The 16,851-nt window shown below is 65.2% G+C and carries 16 protein-coding genes and 1 pseudogene; 10 read left to right on the top strand and 7 right to left on the bottom strand.

Going from position 1 to position 16,851, the window contains the following annotated elements:
* The first annotated feature begins 120 nt into the window (after positions 1-120).
* The 3 genes from VGG53_RS22065 (at position 121) to VGG53_RS22055 (ending at position 4,474) form a co-directional block, all read left to right on the top strand.
* Positions 121-1,956, top strand: a complete 1,836-nt coding sequence (locus VGG53_RS22065; RefSeq protein WP_331520251.1) for an acyl-CoA dehydrogenase — start codon at positions 121-123, stop codon at positions 1,954-1,956.
* A 68-nt stretch (positions 1,957-2,024) separates the two neighbouring features.
* Entirely contained in the window at positions 2,025-3,005 is a 981-nt protein-coding gene (locus tag VGG53_RS22060) for a phosphotriesterase-related protein (protein ID WP_331520250.1), read from the top strand.
* The gene (locus tag VGG53_RS22055) at positions 3,002-4,474 is read left to right on the top strand and encodes an AMP-binding protein (protein WP_331520249.1); all 1,473 of its coding nucleotides are present in this window, start codon (positions 3,002-3,004) and stop codon (positions 4,472-4,474) included. The genes VGG53_RS22060 and VGG53_RS22055 overlap by 4 nt, the downstream gene beginning before the upstream one ends.
* On the opposite strand, the gene VGG53_RS22050 is transcribed toward VGG53_RS22055, so the two are convergent.
* Positions 4,440-5,618, bottom strand: coding sequence for an acyltransferase (locus VGG53_RS22050; protein ID WP_331520248.1), 1,179 nt, complete (start codon positions 5,616-5,618; stop codon positions 4,440-4,442). The genes VGG53_RS22055 and VGG53_RS22050 overlap by 35 nt on opposite strands.
* Positions 5,619-5,822: 204 nt before the next feature.
* On the opposite strand from VGG53_RS22050, the gene VGG53_RS22045 reads away from it, so the two are divergent.
* The 3 genes and pseudogenes from VGG53_RS22045 to VGG53_RS24105 form a co-directional block, all read left to right on the top strand.
* Positions 5,823-7,073 (top strand): DUF3068 domain-containing protein, encoded by a 1,251-nt coding sequence (locus VGG53_RS22045; RefSeq protein WP_331520247.1) that lies wholly within the window; start codon positions 5,823-5,825, stop codon positions 7,071-7,073.
* Between the two features lie 12 nt (positions 7,074-7,085).
* Positions 7,086-8,816, top strand: coding sequence for a hypothetical protein (locus VGG53_RS22040; RefSeq protein WP_331520246.1), 1,731 nt, complete (start codon positions 7,086-7,088; stop codon positions 8,814-8,816).
* 173 nt (positions 8,817-8,989) lie between these two features.
* Positions 8,990-9,397 (top strand): annotated as a pseudogene (locus tag VGG53_RS24105) (PPE domain-containing protein); the annotation flags it as partial.
* Positions 9,398-9,441: 44 nt separating this feature from the next.
* Here VGG53_RS24105 and VGG53_RS22035 read toward each other — a convergent pair.
* On the bottom strand, positions 9,442-10,152 hold the full coding sequence (locus VGG53_RS22035; protein ID WP_331520245.1) for a hypothetical protein: 711 nt from the start codon (positions 10,150-10,152) through the stop codon (positions 9,442-9,444).
* A gap of 157 nt (positions 10,153-10,309) precedes the next feature.
* Here VGG53_RS22035 and VGG53_RS22030 point away from each other — a divergent pair, with 157 nt between their 5' ends.
* Positions 10,310-10,915 (top strand): hypothetical protein, encoded by a 606-nt coding sequence (locus VGG53_RS22030; RefSeq protein WP_331520244.1) that lies wholly within the window; start codon positions 10,310-10,312, stop codon positions 10,913-10,915.
* 5 nt (positions 10,916-10,920) lie between these two features.
* On the opposite strand, the gene VGG53_RS22025 is transcribed toward VGG53_RS22030, so the two are convergent.
* The 4 genes from VGG53_RS22025 to VGG53_RS22010 all read right to left on the bottom strand — a co-directional run bounded on the left by VGG53_RS22025 (position 10,921) and on the right by VGG53_RS22010 (position 12,571).
* A complete protein-coding gene (locus tag VGG53_RS22025) occupies positions 10,921-11,292 on the bottom strand; it encodes a hypothetical protein (RefSeq protein WP_331520243.1) in 372 nt (123 codons plus the stop codon).
* Between the two features lie 129 nt (positions 11,293-11,421).
* Positions 11,422-11,793 (bottom strand): hypothetical protein, encoded by a 372-nt coding sequence (locus VGG53_RS22020; protein WP_331520242.1) that lies wholly within the window; start codon positions 11,791-11,793, stop codon positions 11,422-11,424.
* A gap of 1 nt (position 11,794) precedes the next feature.
* Entirely contained in the window at positions 11,795-12,049 is a 255-nt protein-coding gene (locus tag VGG53_RS22015; protein WP_331520241.1) for a hypothetical protein, read from the bottom strand.
* A 27-nt stretch (positions 12,050-12,076) separates the two neighbouring features.
* Positions 12,077-12,571 carry a hypothetical protein gene (locus VGG53_RS22010; RefSeq protein WP_331520240.1) on the bottom strand — a complete coding sequence of 165 codons (495 nt, stop codon included), beginning with the start codon at positions 12,569-12,571 and terminating at the stop codon, positions 12,077-12,079.
* Positions 12,572-12,812: 241 nt separating this feature from the next.
* Here VGG53_RS22010 and VGG53_RS22005 point away from each other — a divergent pair, with 241 nt between their 5' ends.
* The gene (locus VGG53_RS22005) at positions 12,813-13,364 is read left to right on the top strand and encodes a nitroreductase family deazaflavin-dependent oxidoreductase (RefSeq protein WP_331520239.1); all 552 of its coding nucleotides are present in this window, start codon (positions 12,813-12,815) and stop codon (positions 13,362-13,364) included.
* A gap of 7 nt (positions 13,365-13,371) precedes the next feature.
* On the opposite strand, the gene VGG53_RS22000 is transcribed toward VGG53_RS22005, so the two are convergent.
* Positions 13,372-14,526, bottom strand: coding sequence for a glycosyltransferase family 4 protein (locus tag VGG53_RS22000; protein WP_331520238.1), 1,155 nt, complete (start codon positions 14,524-14,526; stop codon positions 13,372-13,374).
* A 39-nt stretch (positions 14,527-14,565) separates the two neighbouring features.
* Here VGG53_RS22000 and VGG53_RS21995 point away from each other — a divergent pair, with 39 nt between their 5' ends.
* Together VGG53_RS21995 and VGG53_RS21990 are read left to right on the top strand one after the other, a co-directional pair.
* Positions 14,566-15,333: a class I SAM-dependent methyltransferase gene (locus VGG53_RS21995; RefSeq protein ID WP_331520237.1), complete on the top strand. Its 768-nt coding sequence runs from the start codon at positions 14,566-14,568 to the stop codon at positions 15,331-15,333.
* A gap of 45 nt (positions 15,334-15,378) precedes the next feature.
* A partial coding sequence (locus VGG53_RS21990; protein WP_331520236.1) for an aldehyde dehydrogenase occupies positions 15,379-16,851 on the top strand: 1,473 nt, incomplete at its 3' end.

The raw sequence follows: 16,851 nt of genomic DNA, 5'->3' as shown, positions 1-16,851 counted from the left end.
AGTCTGCACCGAACAATCCTGATCCACCCCGGCTCGACACCGCGCGGCATGATCGCCGAAATCTTGGAAATAGCCTCGTCAAACGGCGATTCCGGAGATACTGCAGCGCAAGGAGGGGTCATGGGGCACTACAAGGCCAACCTGCGTGATATCGAGTTCAACCTGTTCGAGGCGCTGGCTCTCGGAGCTGTGCTGGATTCGGGAGCGGTCGGCGAACTCGACAGCGCCACCAGTCGCGAGATCCTGGCCGAAGTGGCCAGGTTCGCCCAAGGTCCCGTCGCCGAGTCATTCGTGGCGTCTGACCGCACACCCCCGGTATTCCTGCCGGATGAGCACACCATCACGGTGCCGGAGCCGATTCGTAAGACGGTGCAAGCGATTTGGGACGCCGAATGGTGGCGGCTGGGTGTCGCCCCCGAGATCGGCGGCACCGCGGTGTCGAGGGCGGTGTTGTGGGCGCTCCTGGAGATGGTCATCTGCGCCAACCCGGCGCTGTTTTTCTACTACGCCGGCCCAGGGATGGCCGACATCCTCTACGGGCTCGGGAACGAACAGCAGCGTGCGCTGGCCAATGCAGCGGTCGAGCAGCGCTGGGGCGCAACGATGGTGCTGACCGAACCCGACGCCGGCTCTGATGTCGGAGCGGGCCGCACCAAGGCCGTCGAGCAGCCAGACGGCTCGTGGCACATCGAAGGGGTCAAGCGGTTCATTTCCGGAGGCGATCTCGGCGACACCGTCGACAACATCCTGCACCTGGTGCTGGCACGCCCCGTCGGCGCAGCGTCGGGCACCAAGGGCCTCAGCCTGTTCATCGTGCCGAAGCACCTGTTCGACTGGGATAGCTTCGAGATCACCGGTCGCAACGGGGTTTTCGCGACGGGCCTCGAGCACAAGATGGGCTATAAGGCGTCCCCGACGTGCGAGTTGACCTTCGGCGCACACGGCATCCCGGCCAAGGGCTGGCTGGTCGGCGACACCCACGACGGCATCGCGCAGATGTTCAAAGTCATCGAAAACGCGCGGATGCTGGTCGGCATCAAATCCTCGGGAACGCTGTCGACCGGTTACCTCAACGCGCTCGAATACGCCAAGACGCGCATCCAAGGCGCCGACATGACACAGATGCTGGACAAGAGTGCTCCGAGGGTGCCGATCACGCATCACCCCGACGTGCGGCGTTCGCTGATCATGCAGAAGGCCTACGCCGAGGGGTTGCGAGCGATCTACCTCTACACCGCCGCGCATCAGGATGCCGCTGTCGCCGCCGCGGTCTCGGGCGCGGACGCCGAATTGGCAAACCGCGTCAACGATCTGCTGTTGCCCATCATCAAGGGCGTGGGCTCTGAACGGGCTTACCAGTACCTGACCGAATCGCTGCAAACCCTGGGCGGTTCCGGCTTCCTGCAGGATTACCCGATCGAGCAGTACATCCGCGACGCAAAGATCGACTCGCTCTACGAGGGCACCACGGCGATCCAGGCGCAGGACTTCTTCTTCCGCAAGATCGCGCGGGACAAGGGTGTGGCGCTGGCGCACCTCGCCGGGCGGATTGAGTCCTTCATCGACAGCGATGCCGCCGACCAACGGCTGAAGGTGGACCGCGCCTACCTGCGCACTGCCCTGGAGGATGTGCAAGCGATGACCGCCACCCTGACCGGCTACCTGATGGGATCGTCCGACACTCCCACCGAGCTGTACAAGATCGGGCTCGGCTCGGTGCGTTATCTGCTTGCTGTCGGCGATCTGCTCATCGGTTGGCAGTTGCTTTGGCATGCCGAAATCGCTTTGCGGGCACTAGATTCCGGTGCAGACGGCAAGGATAAAGCGTTCTACGAGGGCAAGATCGCCGCAGCGCAGTTCTTTGCAGGCAACGTGCTTCCGGAGATCACGGCGACCCGTGGGATCCTGGCCCGCACCTCGACGGCATTGATGGACCTCGACGACGCCGCGTTCTGACAGCGGGATGCCGCGCACCTTGCACGAACCCACCACGGAGCCTGATTCGGAGTCCTAGAGTCGGCTACGTGTCGTTAGTGAACACCGCTCAGGGACCTGTCAATACCGCTGATATCGGCGTCACGCTCATGCACGAGCACGTGTTCATCATGACCACGGAAATCGCGCTGAACTACCCAGAAGCGTGGGGCGGCGAAGACAAACGGGTGGCCGACGCCATCGATCGGCTCAACGAGCTCAAGTCGCGCGGCGTGGACACCATCGTCGACCTCACCGTGATCGGGTTGGGCCGCTATATCCCGCGTATCGCACGTGTTGCCGCGGCCACCGAACTGAACATCGTGGTCGCGACCGGGCTGTACACCTACAACGACGTCCCGTTCCGTTTCCACTACCAAGGCCCGGGCGCGCAGCTCGACGGCCCGGAAATCATGACCGACATGTTCGTCCGCGACATCGAGGAGGGCATCGCCGACACCGGCATCAAGGCCGGGATCCTCAAGTGCGCCACCGACGAACCGGGCATCACGCCGGGCGTCGAGCGGGTGCTGCGGGCGGTCGCCCAGGCGCACAAGCGCACCGGTGTACCGATCTCCACGCATACCCATGCCGGGTTGCGGCGCGGCCTGGAGCAGCAACGCATCTTCGAAGAAGAGGGCGTGGACCTGAGCCGGGTCGTCATCGGCCATTCCGGCGATTCCACCGACGTCGGCTACCTCGAGGAACTCATCGCCGCCGGCTCCTACCTCGGGATGGACCGGTTCGGCATCGACGTCATCCTGCCGTTCGAGGATCGAGTGAACATCGTGGCGAAGATGTGCGAGCGCGGCCACGCCGACAAGATGGTGCTGTCCCACGACGCCAACTGCTACTTCGACGCGCTGCCGGAAGAGTTGCTGCCGGTGGCCGCCCCCAATTGGCATTACCTGCACATCCACAACGACGTGATCCCCGCGCTCAAACAACGCGGGGTCACCGAGGAGCAACTGCACAGCATGCTCGTCGACAACCCGCGCCGCATCTTCGAGCGACAGGGTTCCTATCAGTGACGGGAAGTGAGCTGGTCCCGCCGATCGGCACCCAGATTTCCGCGCTGGCCGCGCTCGCTCCAGATGAGCCGGCCGTCACGTGTGACGGCCGCACCCTGACCCGGGGCGAACTCGACCGCTCGACGAACCGGCTGGCCCGCGCCTACGCCGCGCTCGGTGTCGGCGTCGGTGACTACGTGACGATGGTGCTGCCCAACTCGATCGAATGGATTCAGGCGGCGGTCGCGTGCTGGAAGCTGGGCGCGGTGCCCCAACCGCTGTCCGCGCGGTTGCCCGACGCCGAGCTCGCGGGTCTGCTGGAGCTGCGGCCGCCAAGGTTGTTGGTGGGTCGTAAGCACGCCGAAATACCAAACGTTGCAGCCGGTTTCACTCCCGCCCCGGCATTGTCTGATGAGGGCTTACCGGAAGCGGTTTCGCCGGTGTGGAAGGCGATGGGCTCGGGCGGCAGCACCGGCCGGCCCAAGCTCATCGAATCCGGCGGTGACAGCCGGATTCCCGCCGCCATCGGCTATCCGCTCGGCGCTCAGGAGGGCGACACCACGTTGGTGCCGGTGCCGCTGTCGCACAACACCGGCTTCACCACCGCGGCGATGGCACTGCTGATGCGCCACCACCTCGTGCTGATGAGCCGGTTCGAGCCGGAGAAATTTCTTCGACTGATCAGCGACCTTCGTGTCACCTTCCTGACGACGGTGCCGACCATCATGCAACGAACGCTGCCGGTTTACCACGCCAATCCCGACGCCTACGACCTGTCGTCGCTTCGCCGGTTCTGGCACCTGGGCGCGCCGTGCCCGCCCGCCATCAAGCAGGCCTGGATCGATCTCCTCGGACCCGAGAAGGTCTGGGAACTCTACGGCGGCACCGAATTACAGGCGTTGACGTTCATCTCCGGCGACCAGTGGCTGGATCACCGCGGCTCGGTGGGCGTCGTCGTCGCCGGTGAGATGAAGGTGCTCGACGACGACGGAAACCCCTGTCCGCCCGGCGAAGTGGGCGAGATCTACATGCGGCCCAGCCCCGGCAGCGCACCCACCTATCGCTACGTCGGCGCAACCGCGAAATCCCGCGACGGCTGGGATTCGCTTGGCGACCTCGGCTTCTTCGACGCCGACGGGTTCCTCTACATCTCGGACCGGCGAGTCGACATGTTAATCGTCGGCGGCCGCAACGTCTATCCCGCCGAGATCGAGGCTGCGCTATCCGAACATCCAGATGTGCTGTCCTGCTTGGTTGTTGGCGTGCCCAATGCGGATCTCGGCCAGGTGCCGTATGCCCTGGTGCAGGCCGGTTCGGCGCTGGATGAGCAAACGGTGCAAGAGTTTTTGCGCGACCGTATCGCCGGCTACAAGGTGCCCGCGACTGTGGAGTTCGTCGACGTCCCACTGCGCGATGACGCCGGCAAGGCACGCCGCTCCGCGGTCCGCAACGAGATCATGGCGCGATTGCGTCTTCTTGACGCGGGCTGACGGCGCCGCCAGTTCCTGGGGCGGTCGGCTTCTTGTTACGGGACTCCCAGCGTCGCAACGCTTCCCGGCACGGTGATTCGACGAGCGCATAGCTCACCGCAGCGATGGCGATGCTGAAAATCAACGTCAACACCAGCACCTCGGGCATGTGCCCCCGGAACGGGAATTGACCGATCACCGGGAACACCATCGTCAGCGCGGCAAGATGCCAGATGAAGATTCCGTAGGACCAGCGTCCGAGCGTAACCATCGGGCCGCTGCCCAGCAGCCGGTGGCTGTCGTCGGGTCGATCGAGCACCAGCGGCGCCACCAGACCCACAGCCACCAGCGCACCCATCGCAGTCTTCACGGTGAATTGCACAGCGCTGCTTGGAATCAGCCCTGCCGGTCCGGCCAGTGGCGAAGCCGCCACCAGATACGCCGCCAGCACACCGATGGCCATCAGCCACCGATGTCGCGCCAGCCGATGGGGCCAGCCGAGCGGGGTGTGGATCCACTCGGCCAACAGCATGCCCGCGGCGAACCAGCAGAAGAAGGCCGGCGGCCAGGTCAACGGATTGAGCCCGGCCGGAGCGGCGAACGGGATCCAGCCCCAAAACCAGCTGGCGACAGCCAGACTCGCGATCGCCGGCACCCGGGCGCGGACCGGCAGCCGCGCGGCCAGCATTGCAAGGATCGGCAGCGCCAGGTAAAAGCTGACCTCGACCGACAGGCTCCACATCTGGGTCAGGCCGGCCGTCAGCGTCAACGGCACATACACCTGGGTGAGCGACAGATTCGCCAGCCACACCGTCAAACTCGGGTGATTGCCGTCCGGCAGCAGAGCCAGGATCACCACGACGGCAACCAGGTAGGCCGGCATGATGCGGACCACCCGCGATCGCAGATAGTGCCCCGTGGACGGGCGCGACGCCAGAGCGCGCGCCGCCGCGGCGTGGCTGCGCCACAACAAGAACCCCGACAGCGCAAAGAACACCGCGACGGCCAGATCGAAGCGCCCGAACAACCGACCGTCGAATCCGCTCGAGTGCCCGGTGTCGAACGCGACGTGGGTGATGACGACGCCGATCGCGGCGCAGGCCCGCATACCCTCGACGGCGGGCAGGAAGCTGCGGGTGCCGCCCACTTGCCCGTTATCGGCCATGACGACAGTGTGCCCGGTTGATCGTCGGCACCCGATTTGCCCACCGTGGGCAGATAAATCGCGACCTTAAATAATGCTGTTAGGGTCGAACGAGTTTTGCTTCGCTGCGGCATCGTAAGCGGGTAGAACCCCAGGTCGCGGGGGTTCGGGACGGAACAGGTTTGGTGGCCTGATCCGACGAGACCAGAAGGAGGTCACGCCCACGTGAACCGAGCAGTCATGTTGCGGATGGCCGGGTGCGGGATCATGGGACTCGGGGCCGCGTCGTTGATCGCCGCGCTGCTGCTGTGGACCTACACCGGCAGCAGGATCACCAAGATTCCGCTCGACCTCGATGCCACGCTGATCAGCGAAGGCACCGGCTCGGCTATGGACCCGGCCTCGATGGACAGCCAGAAGTTCGTCGTCAACAAGAACGTGCCGTTGGTGTCCCAGCAGCAGATCGACGTCGAGTCGCCCGCCAACGCCGACGTCGTCACGTTGCAAGTAGGCAGCTCGGTTCGGCGCAGCGATAAGCAAAAGGATTCCGGGCTGCTGCTTGCCCTGGTCGACACCGTCACGCTCAACCGGAAAACTGCGTCGGCGGTTTCCGACGACACCCATCCCGGCGGCGCCGTGCAGAAGCCGCGCGGATTCAAGGACGAAAGCCCCGCCACCAATATCGCGTTGCCACACGACGGGTTGTCCTATCGGTTCCCGTTCCACACCGAGAAGCACCCGTATTCGTACTTCGACCCGATCGCGCAAAAGGCGTTCGAGGCCAACTACACCGGGGAAGAAGACGTCAACGGCCTGAGCGTCTACAAGTTCACCCAGGATGTCGGCTACGACGCCGACGGCAAGCTCGCCGAGCCGATCCACTATCCCTCGCTGTACGCCGACGACGGGGATAGCAAGGTCACCGCGCCCGCGTCGGTGTGGGATGTGCCCGGCGATCCGGACGAAAAAATCACCATGACCCGCTACTACGCAGCGCAGCGAACCTTCTGGGTGGACCCGGAGTCGGGGACAATCGTCAAGCAGCAAGAGCGCGCCTTTCATTACTTTGCCCGTGACGCATTGAAGCCAGAGGTGACGCTGGTCGACTACAAGATCACCTCCAACGAAGGAACCGTCGAATCGGAGGTCAATGCCGCGCGCAATGAACGCGACCGGTTGGCGCTGTGGTCCCGGGTGCTGCCGATCACCTTCACCGCGGCGGGCGTGATCGCGCTGATCGGCGGGCTGCTGCTCGGCTCGTTCAGCTCGCGGACCGAGACGGCGTTGCACGAACCCGGCCTGGACACGGCCGAACACGGCGGGTTCTTCGGTCGCGGCGAGCCACCGGCCGAGCGGGTGCCCGGCGCCGAAGCCGAGACCGAGAAGATCCCCACTCCACCTAAGGACGCCAAGCGAGAGCAGGGCCCGCCGAGTCCGCCAGGTCCTTCGTCGTCGGGTCCGCCCGACCTGTCCTAGCTGGTCCGGCGCGTGCGGGCGGTATCCCACCGGGCTCTACGGTGGTCCCGTCCCGGGTACGCATTGGCGTTGGCGCTGCTCGTGGTGGCGCCGCTGCTGAGCCCCGGGTATCTGCTGCTACGCGACGCAGTGTCCACGCCGCGGTCCTATCTATCCGATAGCGCTCTGGGGCTGGTCGCCCCGCCACGAGCCACGCCCCAGGATTTCGCGGTCGCGCTGGCCTCGCGCTGCATCGACGGCGGCATCGTGGTGAAGGCCTTGCTCGTTCTTGCACTGTGGCTGGCGGGCTGGGGCGCGGCGCGATTGACCGCGGGTGTGTTGCCACAATCCGGTAGCGGCGGGCAATTCGCGGCGATCACGCTGGCGATCTGGAATCCCTATGTCGGCGAACGGCTCTTGCAAGGGCACTGGAGCCTGCTAGTCGGCTACGGCTGTCTGCCGTGGGTGGCAACGACGATGCTGACACTGCGATCGAGCGACGGTGTCTGCTGGCCGGCCATTTTCGGGCTGACGTTCTGGATTGCGTTGGCCGGCCTAACTCCGACCGGACTGATCCTTGCTGCTGTTGTCGGGCTGGTGTGTGTGGCCATGCCGGGCACTGGCACTCCCCGATGGCGTTGCGCAGCAATCACATTGGTCGCTGCGGTGGTGGCGGCCCTGCCGTGGCTGACGGCGGCGATACTGGGTTTGTCCTCGGCGGATCATATGTGGGCCCGCGCTCCGGGTGTCGGTGCATTCGCGGCACGCGCCGAGCCGGGGCTGGGCACGCTCGGCAGCCTGGCCAGCATGGGCGGAATATGGAACGCCGAGGCTGTACCAGCTTCGCGGGCAACGTTTTTCGCGGTGGTATCGGCAGTCGTGCTGCTTGCGCTGGTGGCGACCGGGCTGGTCGCGCTGCGGCGTCTGCGGGCGGCGCTGCCGTTGCTGGTGCTGGCGTTGGCGTCGGTGCTGATACCCGCTGCGCTGGCCACCGGCTCGGGTCTGGCTGCGCTGCAGGCCGTGGTCGATGCTGCGCCCGCTCTGGGCGTGCTGCGCGACGGGCAGAAGTGGGTCGCGTTGGCGGTGCCCGGCTACGCGCTAGCCGGCGCGGGCGCGACGCTGACGCTGCGGCGTTGGTTGCGGCCTGCGGCCGCTGCGGTGGCGTGCTGCGCGGTACTGGTGTTGTCACTTCCCGACTTGGCTTGGGGCGTAGGGGGAAAGGTCCACTCGGTGCACTATCCCAGCGACTGGGCGGCCGTTGCGGCGGTGATCAACCGCGAGCCCGCCGAGGTCGCGGTGTTGCCGGCCGACACCATGCGGCGGTTCGGCTGGTCCGGCTCGGCTCCGGTGCTGGATCCGCTGGCGCGCTGGCTGCGTGCCGACGTGTTGACGACCGGTGACCTGACGATTTCGGGGACGACGGTTCTCGGCGAGGGGAACCGCGCCCGCGATGTGCAGCAGCTGTTGCTGGCCGGTGCCGATCCGCGCGAGCTCCGCTGGGCCGGCGTGGGATGGCTGGTTGTCGAATCGGGCACGCCCGGCGATATCGGTTTGGCCGCAGAGACATTCGATCGGTTGCCTATTGCGTATCGCGGGCGTGAGCTGCTGCTGTACCGCGTCGGCGGCCGCACCGCCGGCGCGTCGAACAGTCGGCGGGCGGCGGTCATCGTCGCGCACCTGGCGTGGCTGGCCATGCTGATCGGCGCGGCCGTCGGAGGGGTCTTGTCCGGCAGGCGGCGAAGACGATCGGACGGCGTTACTTGATCAACTGGTTATGATCCGGCAGCCAGCGATCGAGAAATCACTCGCGCTTTTGGCGTAAGCGGAGTCTGCGCGTTCTCGCTACGATCGTCGCACTGAGTTCGTTTTTGAGGAGACAGACGGCTGCGATGCGCGTGTGTGGTGTGGGGGTGTAGCGGGTGAGTCATCCGTGGCCGATGTTTGCGCCGGAGGCGAATTGGTATTCGCTGGCGATGGGGCCGCGTTCGGCGCCGAGTGTGGCCGCTGCGGAGACGTTGATGGGTCACCATGCGGCGATGACGGTGGTGGCGGGGACGTCGATGGCGCAGGGTGCGGTGACCGCGGAGTCGTATACGGGTTTGGGTGGTACCGCCTCGGAGGCGGCGTTGGTGACGCATAACAATGAGCATTTGGTGTTTGCTGAGCAGACGTTGGCGAAAGCCCAGATTTTTCATATGGCCGCGGCGGTCAATGAGTCGTCGTTTGCGCAGATGGTGCCGGCCCCGCCGGCACACGCCAATCGGTTGGAAGAGGCCACCGACGAGGTGATCAATCCGATGGTGTTGGGGGCGTTGACGCCGCGGATCACGGATTTGAATCTGGAGTATTTCGGGTTCATGTGGCCCAACAACGCCGCGGCGGGGGTGCGCTATGGGGCGGCGTTAGATGGGTTGGGGGCGGCGTTGATGATGCCGTCGATGCCCTCCATTGCCGGGGGGTCGATCGCGGCGGGTGTGGCCGCGGCGGCCACCGTCGCCGAGAGTGCCGCGCTCAGTGGGATGCAGGCCACCGTCGGGATGGTCAGCTCGGGGGTCAGTGCGGTGGCCTCCCCGGCGGCTGCGCTGCCGGCGGCGGCGATGAGCGCGGTGTCCTCGTCGGGGTCCTCGGTGGCCAGCGCCCCGACCACCGCGCCGGTGCAGCCGTTGGCCGCGGTCACCCATACCGCACCGCCGAGTCCGGCGCAGACGCTGGCGCCGGCGCCATCGTCGGCGGGGATGTTCGCCCCGTCGCCGAACGCGAACCTGATGACCCCACCCCCGGTGCCCGCCACCGCGCAGCCGCCGCTGGCGCAGCCGATGATGCCGCGCCCGCCCACCCCGATGCCGGCCGCGCCCGGGATCACCAGTTTCACCCCACCGGCCCACCCGTTTTCCCCGCCCCCGCCACCATCGGCGGGACGGCCCACCGGCCTGGCACCGGGCATGCTGAATGCTTCGGCGCTGCGGGGCCCGGTCTCGGCCATGCCGCTGACCACCAGCCCCGCCACCTCCGGGCTGGCCACCGCCACCCAACCGTTGACCAACGCCGCAGCCCGCTCCAGAACCGGCGCCGCAGCCTCATCCCGTCCAGACGCCGGCAACACAGACACCCGCGCCGGAGACACACGAACCCGCGCACGACGACTCGGGGCATCCTTCGATCCATGTAGAATCTCCGCCGCCTGGCTTCTGGGCGGTAGTAGGCGCCATAGTCGTTGCTATAGGGGGACTTTTAAGCACCGCGGCTGAAGGCGCGAGATGACACCCGCGGAGGGCGATGCACTCGCAGCCGAACGGCAACGACTTTCTGCGGTGTCGTCGGTCGCCGGGGAGGTAGCGCGCCATGTTCATGAGTTCTCGCACCTTCGCGCCAATGCCGCACCGCGCTGGTTGACCCAACTGGGTGTGCCGGCGGGTTGGCAGATTGGCCATCTGACGGCTAGCACGGTCGAGCCGTCGCGTATCGCGGTGTGCGACCAGCGACCTGACGGCGGGTGGGACGGCTGCGAAACGATCACCGTGTTCGGGTTCACCGGCATTCCTCCCGACGGGGTGGTGCGTAACAATGCCGACCGAAGCCTCCGCGACCTCGCCGCCACCGGAGTCACGACCGAGCGCGTGGACATATCTGCGTTGCGCGGGGCGTTAGCAGTGCGCAGCAGCGGCTACTTCGTACTAGCCGACCGGTGGGTGTCGGCCCAGTACAGCACCTACGTTTTCGGCTCCACCGAGTCTTCTCAAGGCCGGCTGATTGAACACACGGTGTTTATTGAGTCAGGGTCTCAGGCGCGATTGAGCGGCGACGTCGCAGAACTCACGCAGGCTGTTCACCAAGCGCTGGCCGCTGCCGCGGCGAGAAAGTGAACTGCTCAGCTGCCCTGCGCCGAATCTTGGCTTTGTTTAATGGCTTCTGCGGCTTTCAATCCTTTTTCGGTGGCATCCAGCCAGCAAACAAACCACCACTCCGCCTCGTCGTCGAAGTGGTTTACATACACGTCACGGATCCGTTGAATGGATTCGTCGAGCGGGGCATCCCACGCGCCAAAGCGGTGGTTTGGGGTTGCTAGATCGCCCAATTCGAACAGGCCATCGGTCACCAGCGAGCGAATCAGATCAAGGACCTTGTCTTGGATGACCGCCAACGGCTCGCCTCCGTTCTCCCGCGCAACGCGACTATGGACTCGCTGCAGAGCCACCCAGTCGATGAGACCGTATAGCAGAACCTCGTCACGCGCGGACATCACAACCTCACCGTCCGTATCGGCATCATCGAATAATCGTACCCAGATTGATCCGCGCGAGGTGCCGCCGATTCGAATACGGGCGCCTATGTAGTTGGCTCCGAGTCGCCATGCGGATCGAGCATGCGGTCAGCTGTCGTACGCCGAATTTTGGTTTGCTTCAATGGCTTCCGCGACCTTCAACCCCTTTTCGGTGGCATCTAGCCAGCAACAAAACCACCACTCCGACTCGTCATCGAATTGGTTCACATACACGTCGCGGATCTGCTGAATGGACTCATCGAGCGGGGTCTCCCAGGCGGCAAAGCGGTGGTTTGGGGTTGCCAGATCGCCCAGTTCGAACAGGCGATTGGTTACTAGTGAGCGGATCAGGTCGAGGACTTTATCTTGGATGACCGGTAACGACTCGCCTGCGTATTCCTGTTTAACGGCCCAGTGGACCCGCTCGAGAGCCACCCAGTCGATGAGACCGCAGAGCAGAACCTCGTCACGCGCGGACATGCTACGTCTGGTTCCTTTGATGATTCGGTTGTTGCCTGTCGTATGACGCCAGGCGCGCTTCAGTGGTCTCTGCGTCCCGTTGTCCTTTTTCGGTGGATTCCAGCCAGCTGTAAAACCACCACGCCGGTTCGTCGTCGAACTTGGTCGTATACACGTCACGGATCCGCTTAATTGACTCGTCCAAAGTTGTGTCCCACGCGCCGAAACGATTGTCTTCGGTTGCTAAATCACCGATTTGGAACAGGCCGTCGGCCACTGCAGACCTGATCAGGTCAAGGACCTTCTACTGGATGACCGGTAGTGAGTCGTCTGCGTTCTCCCTTGCAACGATCCAGTGCACCCGCTCGAGCGCGACCCAGTCGATGAGTCCGCGCAGCAGAACCTCGTCATGCGCCGACATCATGCGCTCCTCCAGTGTCGGCACCTGTCTCCGTGCCGCCCTCGATGGCCTCGGCGACCTGCTGGCCCTTTTCTGTGAGATCCAGCCAACAAAACCAGGGCCACCGGTTCTCGTCCTCAAAGTTGGCCACGTATCGGCAATACGCTGAATCGACTCACCGAGTGGGAGGTCCCAAGCTCGGAAGCAGCGATCTTCGCTCGCCAGATCCCCCACATCAAACAAGCCCTCGGAGGCCAACGAGCGGATCAGCTCAAGTGTCTTGTTTTGAACAACTGCCAACGGTTGCTCGGGATATTCCCTAGCTACGAACCAATGGATCCGATCCAGTTCGACCCAGTCGACGAGGCCCCAGCGCAGCACGTCTTCACGCGCGGACATCAGACCACTCCGTTGACACGCTCACCGGCGAGGACCGACTCCAGCACGGTACGCATCGCGTCGACGAGTCGGCGGGCGACGGTCACCATCGCGCACCTGGCGTGGCTGGCCATGCTGATCGCCAGAGCAGTCGGAGGGGCAGTGACCGGCCGGCGCACCCGCCGGAATACGTCGTCGAGCGCGCTCGACTGAACGACAATAACGGTGTTATTGTCGTTCAGTCGACTTACGGAGGTGAAACATGGACGCGCAACCGCCCACAACCGTTCCGCGATCACTGCGCTACAGCGACGGTCTTTACAAGTTTGAGAGGTTTCCCGGCTTGGGTGCGACCACTTCGTCGCGTGACATGCGAATCTTTACCCGCTCGTTACGAGCAATACACCGGCCATGGTTTGCGATATGGATGCCTACCGGCGTCGCCGCTCTGACCACGATCGGACGGAAGTCCGGAAAGCAACGGACAACCTTCGTCCGTGCATTCCGCGACCGCGATAAGGCCTACCTTGTTTCGATCGGCGGTGAGCATGCGCTGTGGCTTAAAAACATCCGCGCGAACCCGACCGTTACGCTGCGCTTCCGGCAAGACACGCTACGTGGAACTGCCCGACAGCCGCGCAATGACGCCGAACGCCAAGCGATCCATGACGCATTTTGCGGTAGCACGCGTCCCTTTGACTACGCAGAAAATATATTTCACCGCAAAGGCGTGCCAAGTCGGACCAAAATCATTGAACTGCATACGGCTTGGCTCGAGGGCGGGGTATCGGTGATCGTGGACGTTGATCACTGATATTGAGTCAAACCACCCCGCTGACGCGCTGACCGGCGACTACCGACTCCAGCACCGAACGCATCGCGTCCGCGCTTTGCTGCCAAGAGAATTCGGCGCTGCGTGCTTGCGCTTTGGCGCCGAGCTGATCGCGCAGCACCGGGTCGGCGAGCAACTGCTCAAGCCGGTCCACCAACTCGGCACGACTGTCGACCAGCACACCGGTCACCCCGTCGATGATCGAGTCGGCCAACCCACCCGACGACCGGTAGCCGATGGTGGGCACCGCGTGCTGAGCCGCCTCGATCACCGCCAGCCCCCAGCCTTCTTTGCGCGACGGCAGCACGTGCACCCAAGATTGTTGAACGACATGGTGTTTGGCGACGTCGTCGATGTGCCCGTGAAACGTCACCGCGTCGCTGATGCCCAGCCCCGCCGCGTGCTCGGTCAGGCGCTCGCGCCACCACCCGCCGCCCACGACGTCGAGATGCAGCTCGGGTATCGACGGCCGCAGCTGTGCCACGGCGGTCAGCGCGTCTTCAATCTGCTTGTGTGGCACCAGCCGCGAGAGCACCAGCACCCGCGGTGTGACCGATCGGGGGCCCGCTAATGACGGCACGGGTGCCTCGTCGAGTCCGTTGCGCACCACCGCAATTCGGTCATTGCCGACCCCGAGGCCGATCAGGTCGCGGGCCGACGGCAGTGACACCGTCACGTACTGGTTGCGACGATGCAGTTTTGGCGACAACCAGGATTCGACGAACCAGCCAAGCCTGCCGAAAAACCAGCCGGCCACCGGCCACTGCTCGCGATGACAGTGGTGCACCAGCACCGCGACGCGCCTGCCGTAGATCAGCCGGGCCATGAAGGGCAGGCCGTTCTGGGTATCGACGACCACATCCGGTCGTACCCGTCGCAGCGGACCCATGCCCAGCCTGGCCGCGGCCATCGCCAGCAGAGCCCAGACGTAGACCGAGTAGCGCCCGCCGGCACGGCTGATCCGAACGCCGTCGATTACTTCTCGTCGCGCAGCTCCCGGATAGCGCGCGGTGCGCAGCGTGACCTCGACACCGGACGCGGCGAGCTGGGCGCCGGTGCGCTGCAGGTAGGTTTCGCTGCCGCCGCCCTGGGGGTGTCCGGTATCGCGCCAGCACAACAGCAGCACCGAGCGCACACCGGACATCCGGTCAGCGTAGCGATGCCCGGGCTTTAGGGTTGGCCGGTGGCCGTGACTAACCTGTTCGCGCGGCGGGCGACCCTGCGCCGCTCGGTGCGGCTGCTGTCGAAGTTTCGCTACGAGCAGGCTGACCCGGCCAGGTTCTACGGCCCGCTGGCAGCCGACACCGCGGACATGGTCAGCGACCTGTGGAACGGCATCCACGGCGCGCGCCCGGTTGGGCGCAGCCTGCTCGACGTCGGCGGAGGGCCCGGATACTTCGCGGCGGCCTTCGCCGACGCCGGGGTCCGCTACATCGGCGTGGAGCCCGACCCGAATGAAATGCACGCTGCCGAGCCGGTTTTGGCGCGCGAAAAGGCAACGTTGGTCCGTGCGTCGGGCATGGCGCTGCCCTTCGCCGACAACAGCGTGGACATCTGCCTGTCCTCCAACGTCGCCGAGCACGTGCCGCGGCCCTGGCAGCTGGGCGGCGAGATGCTCCGGGTCACCAGGCCCGGTGGCCTGGCCGTGCTGTCCTACACGGTCTGGCTCGGCCCGTTCGGCGGCCACGAAATGGGCTTGACTCACTACCTCGGCGGTGCCCGCGCCGCCGCACGCTATACCCGTAAGCACGGTCACCCGGCCAAAAACAACTACGGGTCGTCGTTGTTCGCCGTGTCCGCGGCGGACGGCCTGGACTGGGCGACCAGCACCGGCGCTCTGATCGCCGCGTTCCCCCGCTACCACCCGAAATGGGCGTGGTGGCTGACGGCTGTGCCGGTGCTGCGCGAGTTCCTGGTGAGCAATCTTGTGCTGGTGCTTCGGCCGCAGTAATGAAACGTGTTCTCGTTTCGCTGCGGCTTGGGTAGGGTGGCGGCCATGAGCCACGTCACAACGCAGCAAGCTACAACGGAGTACGACAAGCTTTTCATCGGCGGCAAGTGGACGGAACCCTCGACGTCTGAAGTCATCGAGGTGCACTGCCCGGCCACCGGCGAGTACGTCGGCAAGGTGCCACTGGCGGCGGCAGCCGACGTCGATGCCGCGGTCGCCGCGGCCCGGGCCGCTTTCGACCATGGCCCATGGCCCTCGACACCGCCGAAGGAGCGGGCGGCGGTCATCGCCGGCGCGCTCAAACTGATGGAAGAGCGCAAAGACCTCTTCGTCAAGCTGCTCGGCGACGAGACCGGTCAGCCGCCGATGTCTGTCGAGACCATGCAGTGGATGAGTGGAGTTGGGTGCCTGAACTTCTTCGCCGGGCCTGCCGTCGATCAGGTCAAGTGGCAGGAAGTCCGCAACGGCGGCTACGGGCAGACCATCGTCCATCGTGAGCCGCTCGGGGTGGTGGGCGCGATCGTGGCGTGGAACGTGCCGCTGTTCTTGGCGATCAACAAGCTGGGCCCGGCGCTGCTGGCCGGTTGCACGGTCGTGCTCAAGCCCGCCGCCGAAACACCGCTGAGCGCAAATGCTTTGGCGGAGGTCTTCGCCGGGGCCGGGCTCCCCGAGGGCGTGCTGTCGATCGTCCCCGGCGGGATCGAGACCGGACAGGCGCTGACGTCCAACCCCGACATCGACATCTTCTCGTTCACCGGCAGCTCGGCCGTCGGCAAGGAGATCGGCAAGCGCGCCGCCGAGATGCTCAAGCCGTGCACCCTGGAGCTCGGTGGAAAATCGGCAGCCATCCTGCTCGAGGACGTCGACCTGGCCGCCTCCGTCCCGATGTTGGTGTTCTCCGGAATCATGAACACCGGTCAGGCCTGTGTGGCCCAGACCCGCATCCTGGCACCGCGCTCGCGGTACGACGAAATCGTCGAAGCGGTAGGCAATTTCGCAGCCTCGCTTCCTGTCGGTCCGCCGTCCGACGCGGGTGCGCAAATCGGCTCGCTGATCTCGGAGAAGCAGCGGGCTCGCGTCGAGGGATACATCGCCAAGGGCATCGAGGAAGGTGCACGACTGGTGACCGGCGGCGGGCGTCCCGAAGGCCTGGACAACGGCTTCTACGTCCAACCGACCGTGTTCGCGGACGTCGACAACAAGATGATGATCGCGCAGGAGGAGATCTTCGGCCCGGTGCTGAGCATCATTCCCTATGACACCGAAGAGGACGCGGTCAAGATCGCGAACGACTCGGCGTACGGACTGGCCGGCAGTGTGTGGACCAGCGACGTGCCGCGCGGGATCAAGATTTCCGAGCAGATCCGCACCGGCACCTACGCGATCAACTGGTACGCCTTTGATCCGTGCTGTCCGTTCGGCGGTTACAAGAACTCCGGCATCGGTCGCGAAAACGGGCCGGAGGGCGTCGAGCACTTCACCCAGCAGAAGAGCGTGCTAATGCCGATGGGCTACACC

This window comes from Mycobacterium sp. (assembly GCF_036490025.1).
GTDB lineage: Bacteria > Actinomycetota > Actinomycetes > Mycobacteriales > Mycobacteriaceae > Mycobacterium.
The sequence above is the reverse complement of the archived record's forward strand: the minus strand, read 5'-3'. Positions and strand labels throughout refer to the sequence as shown.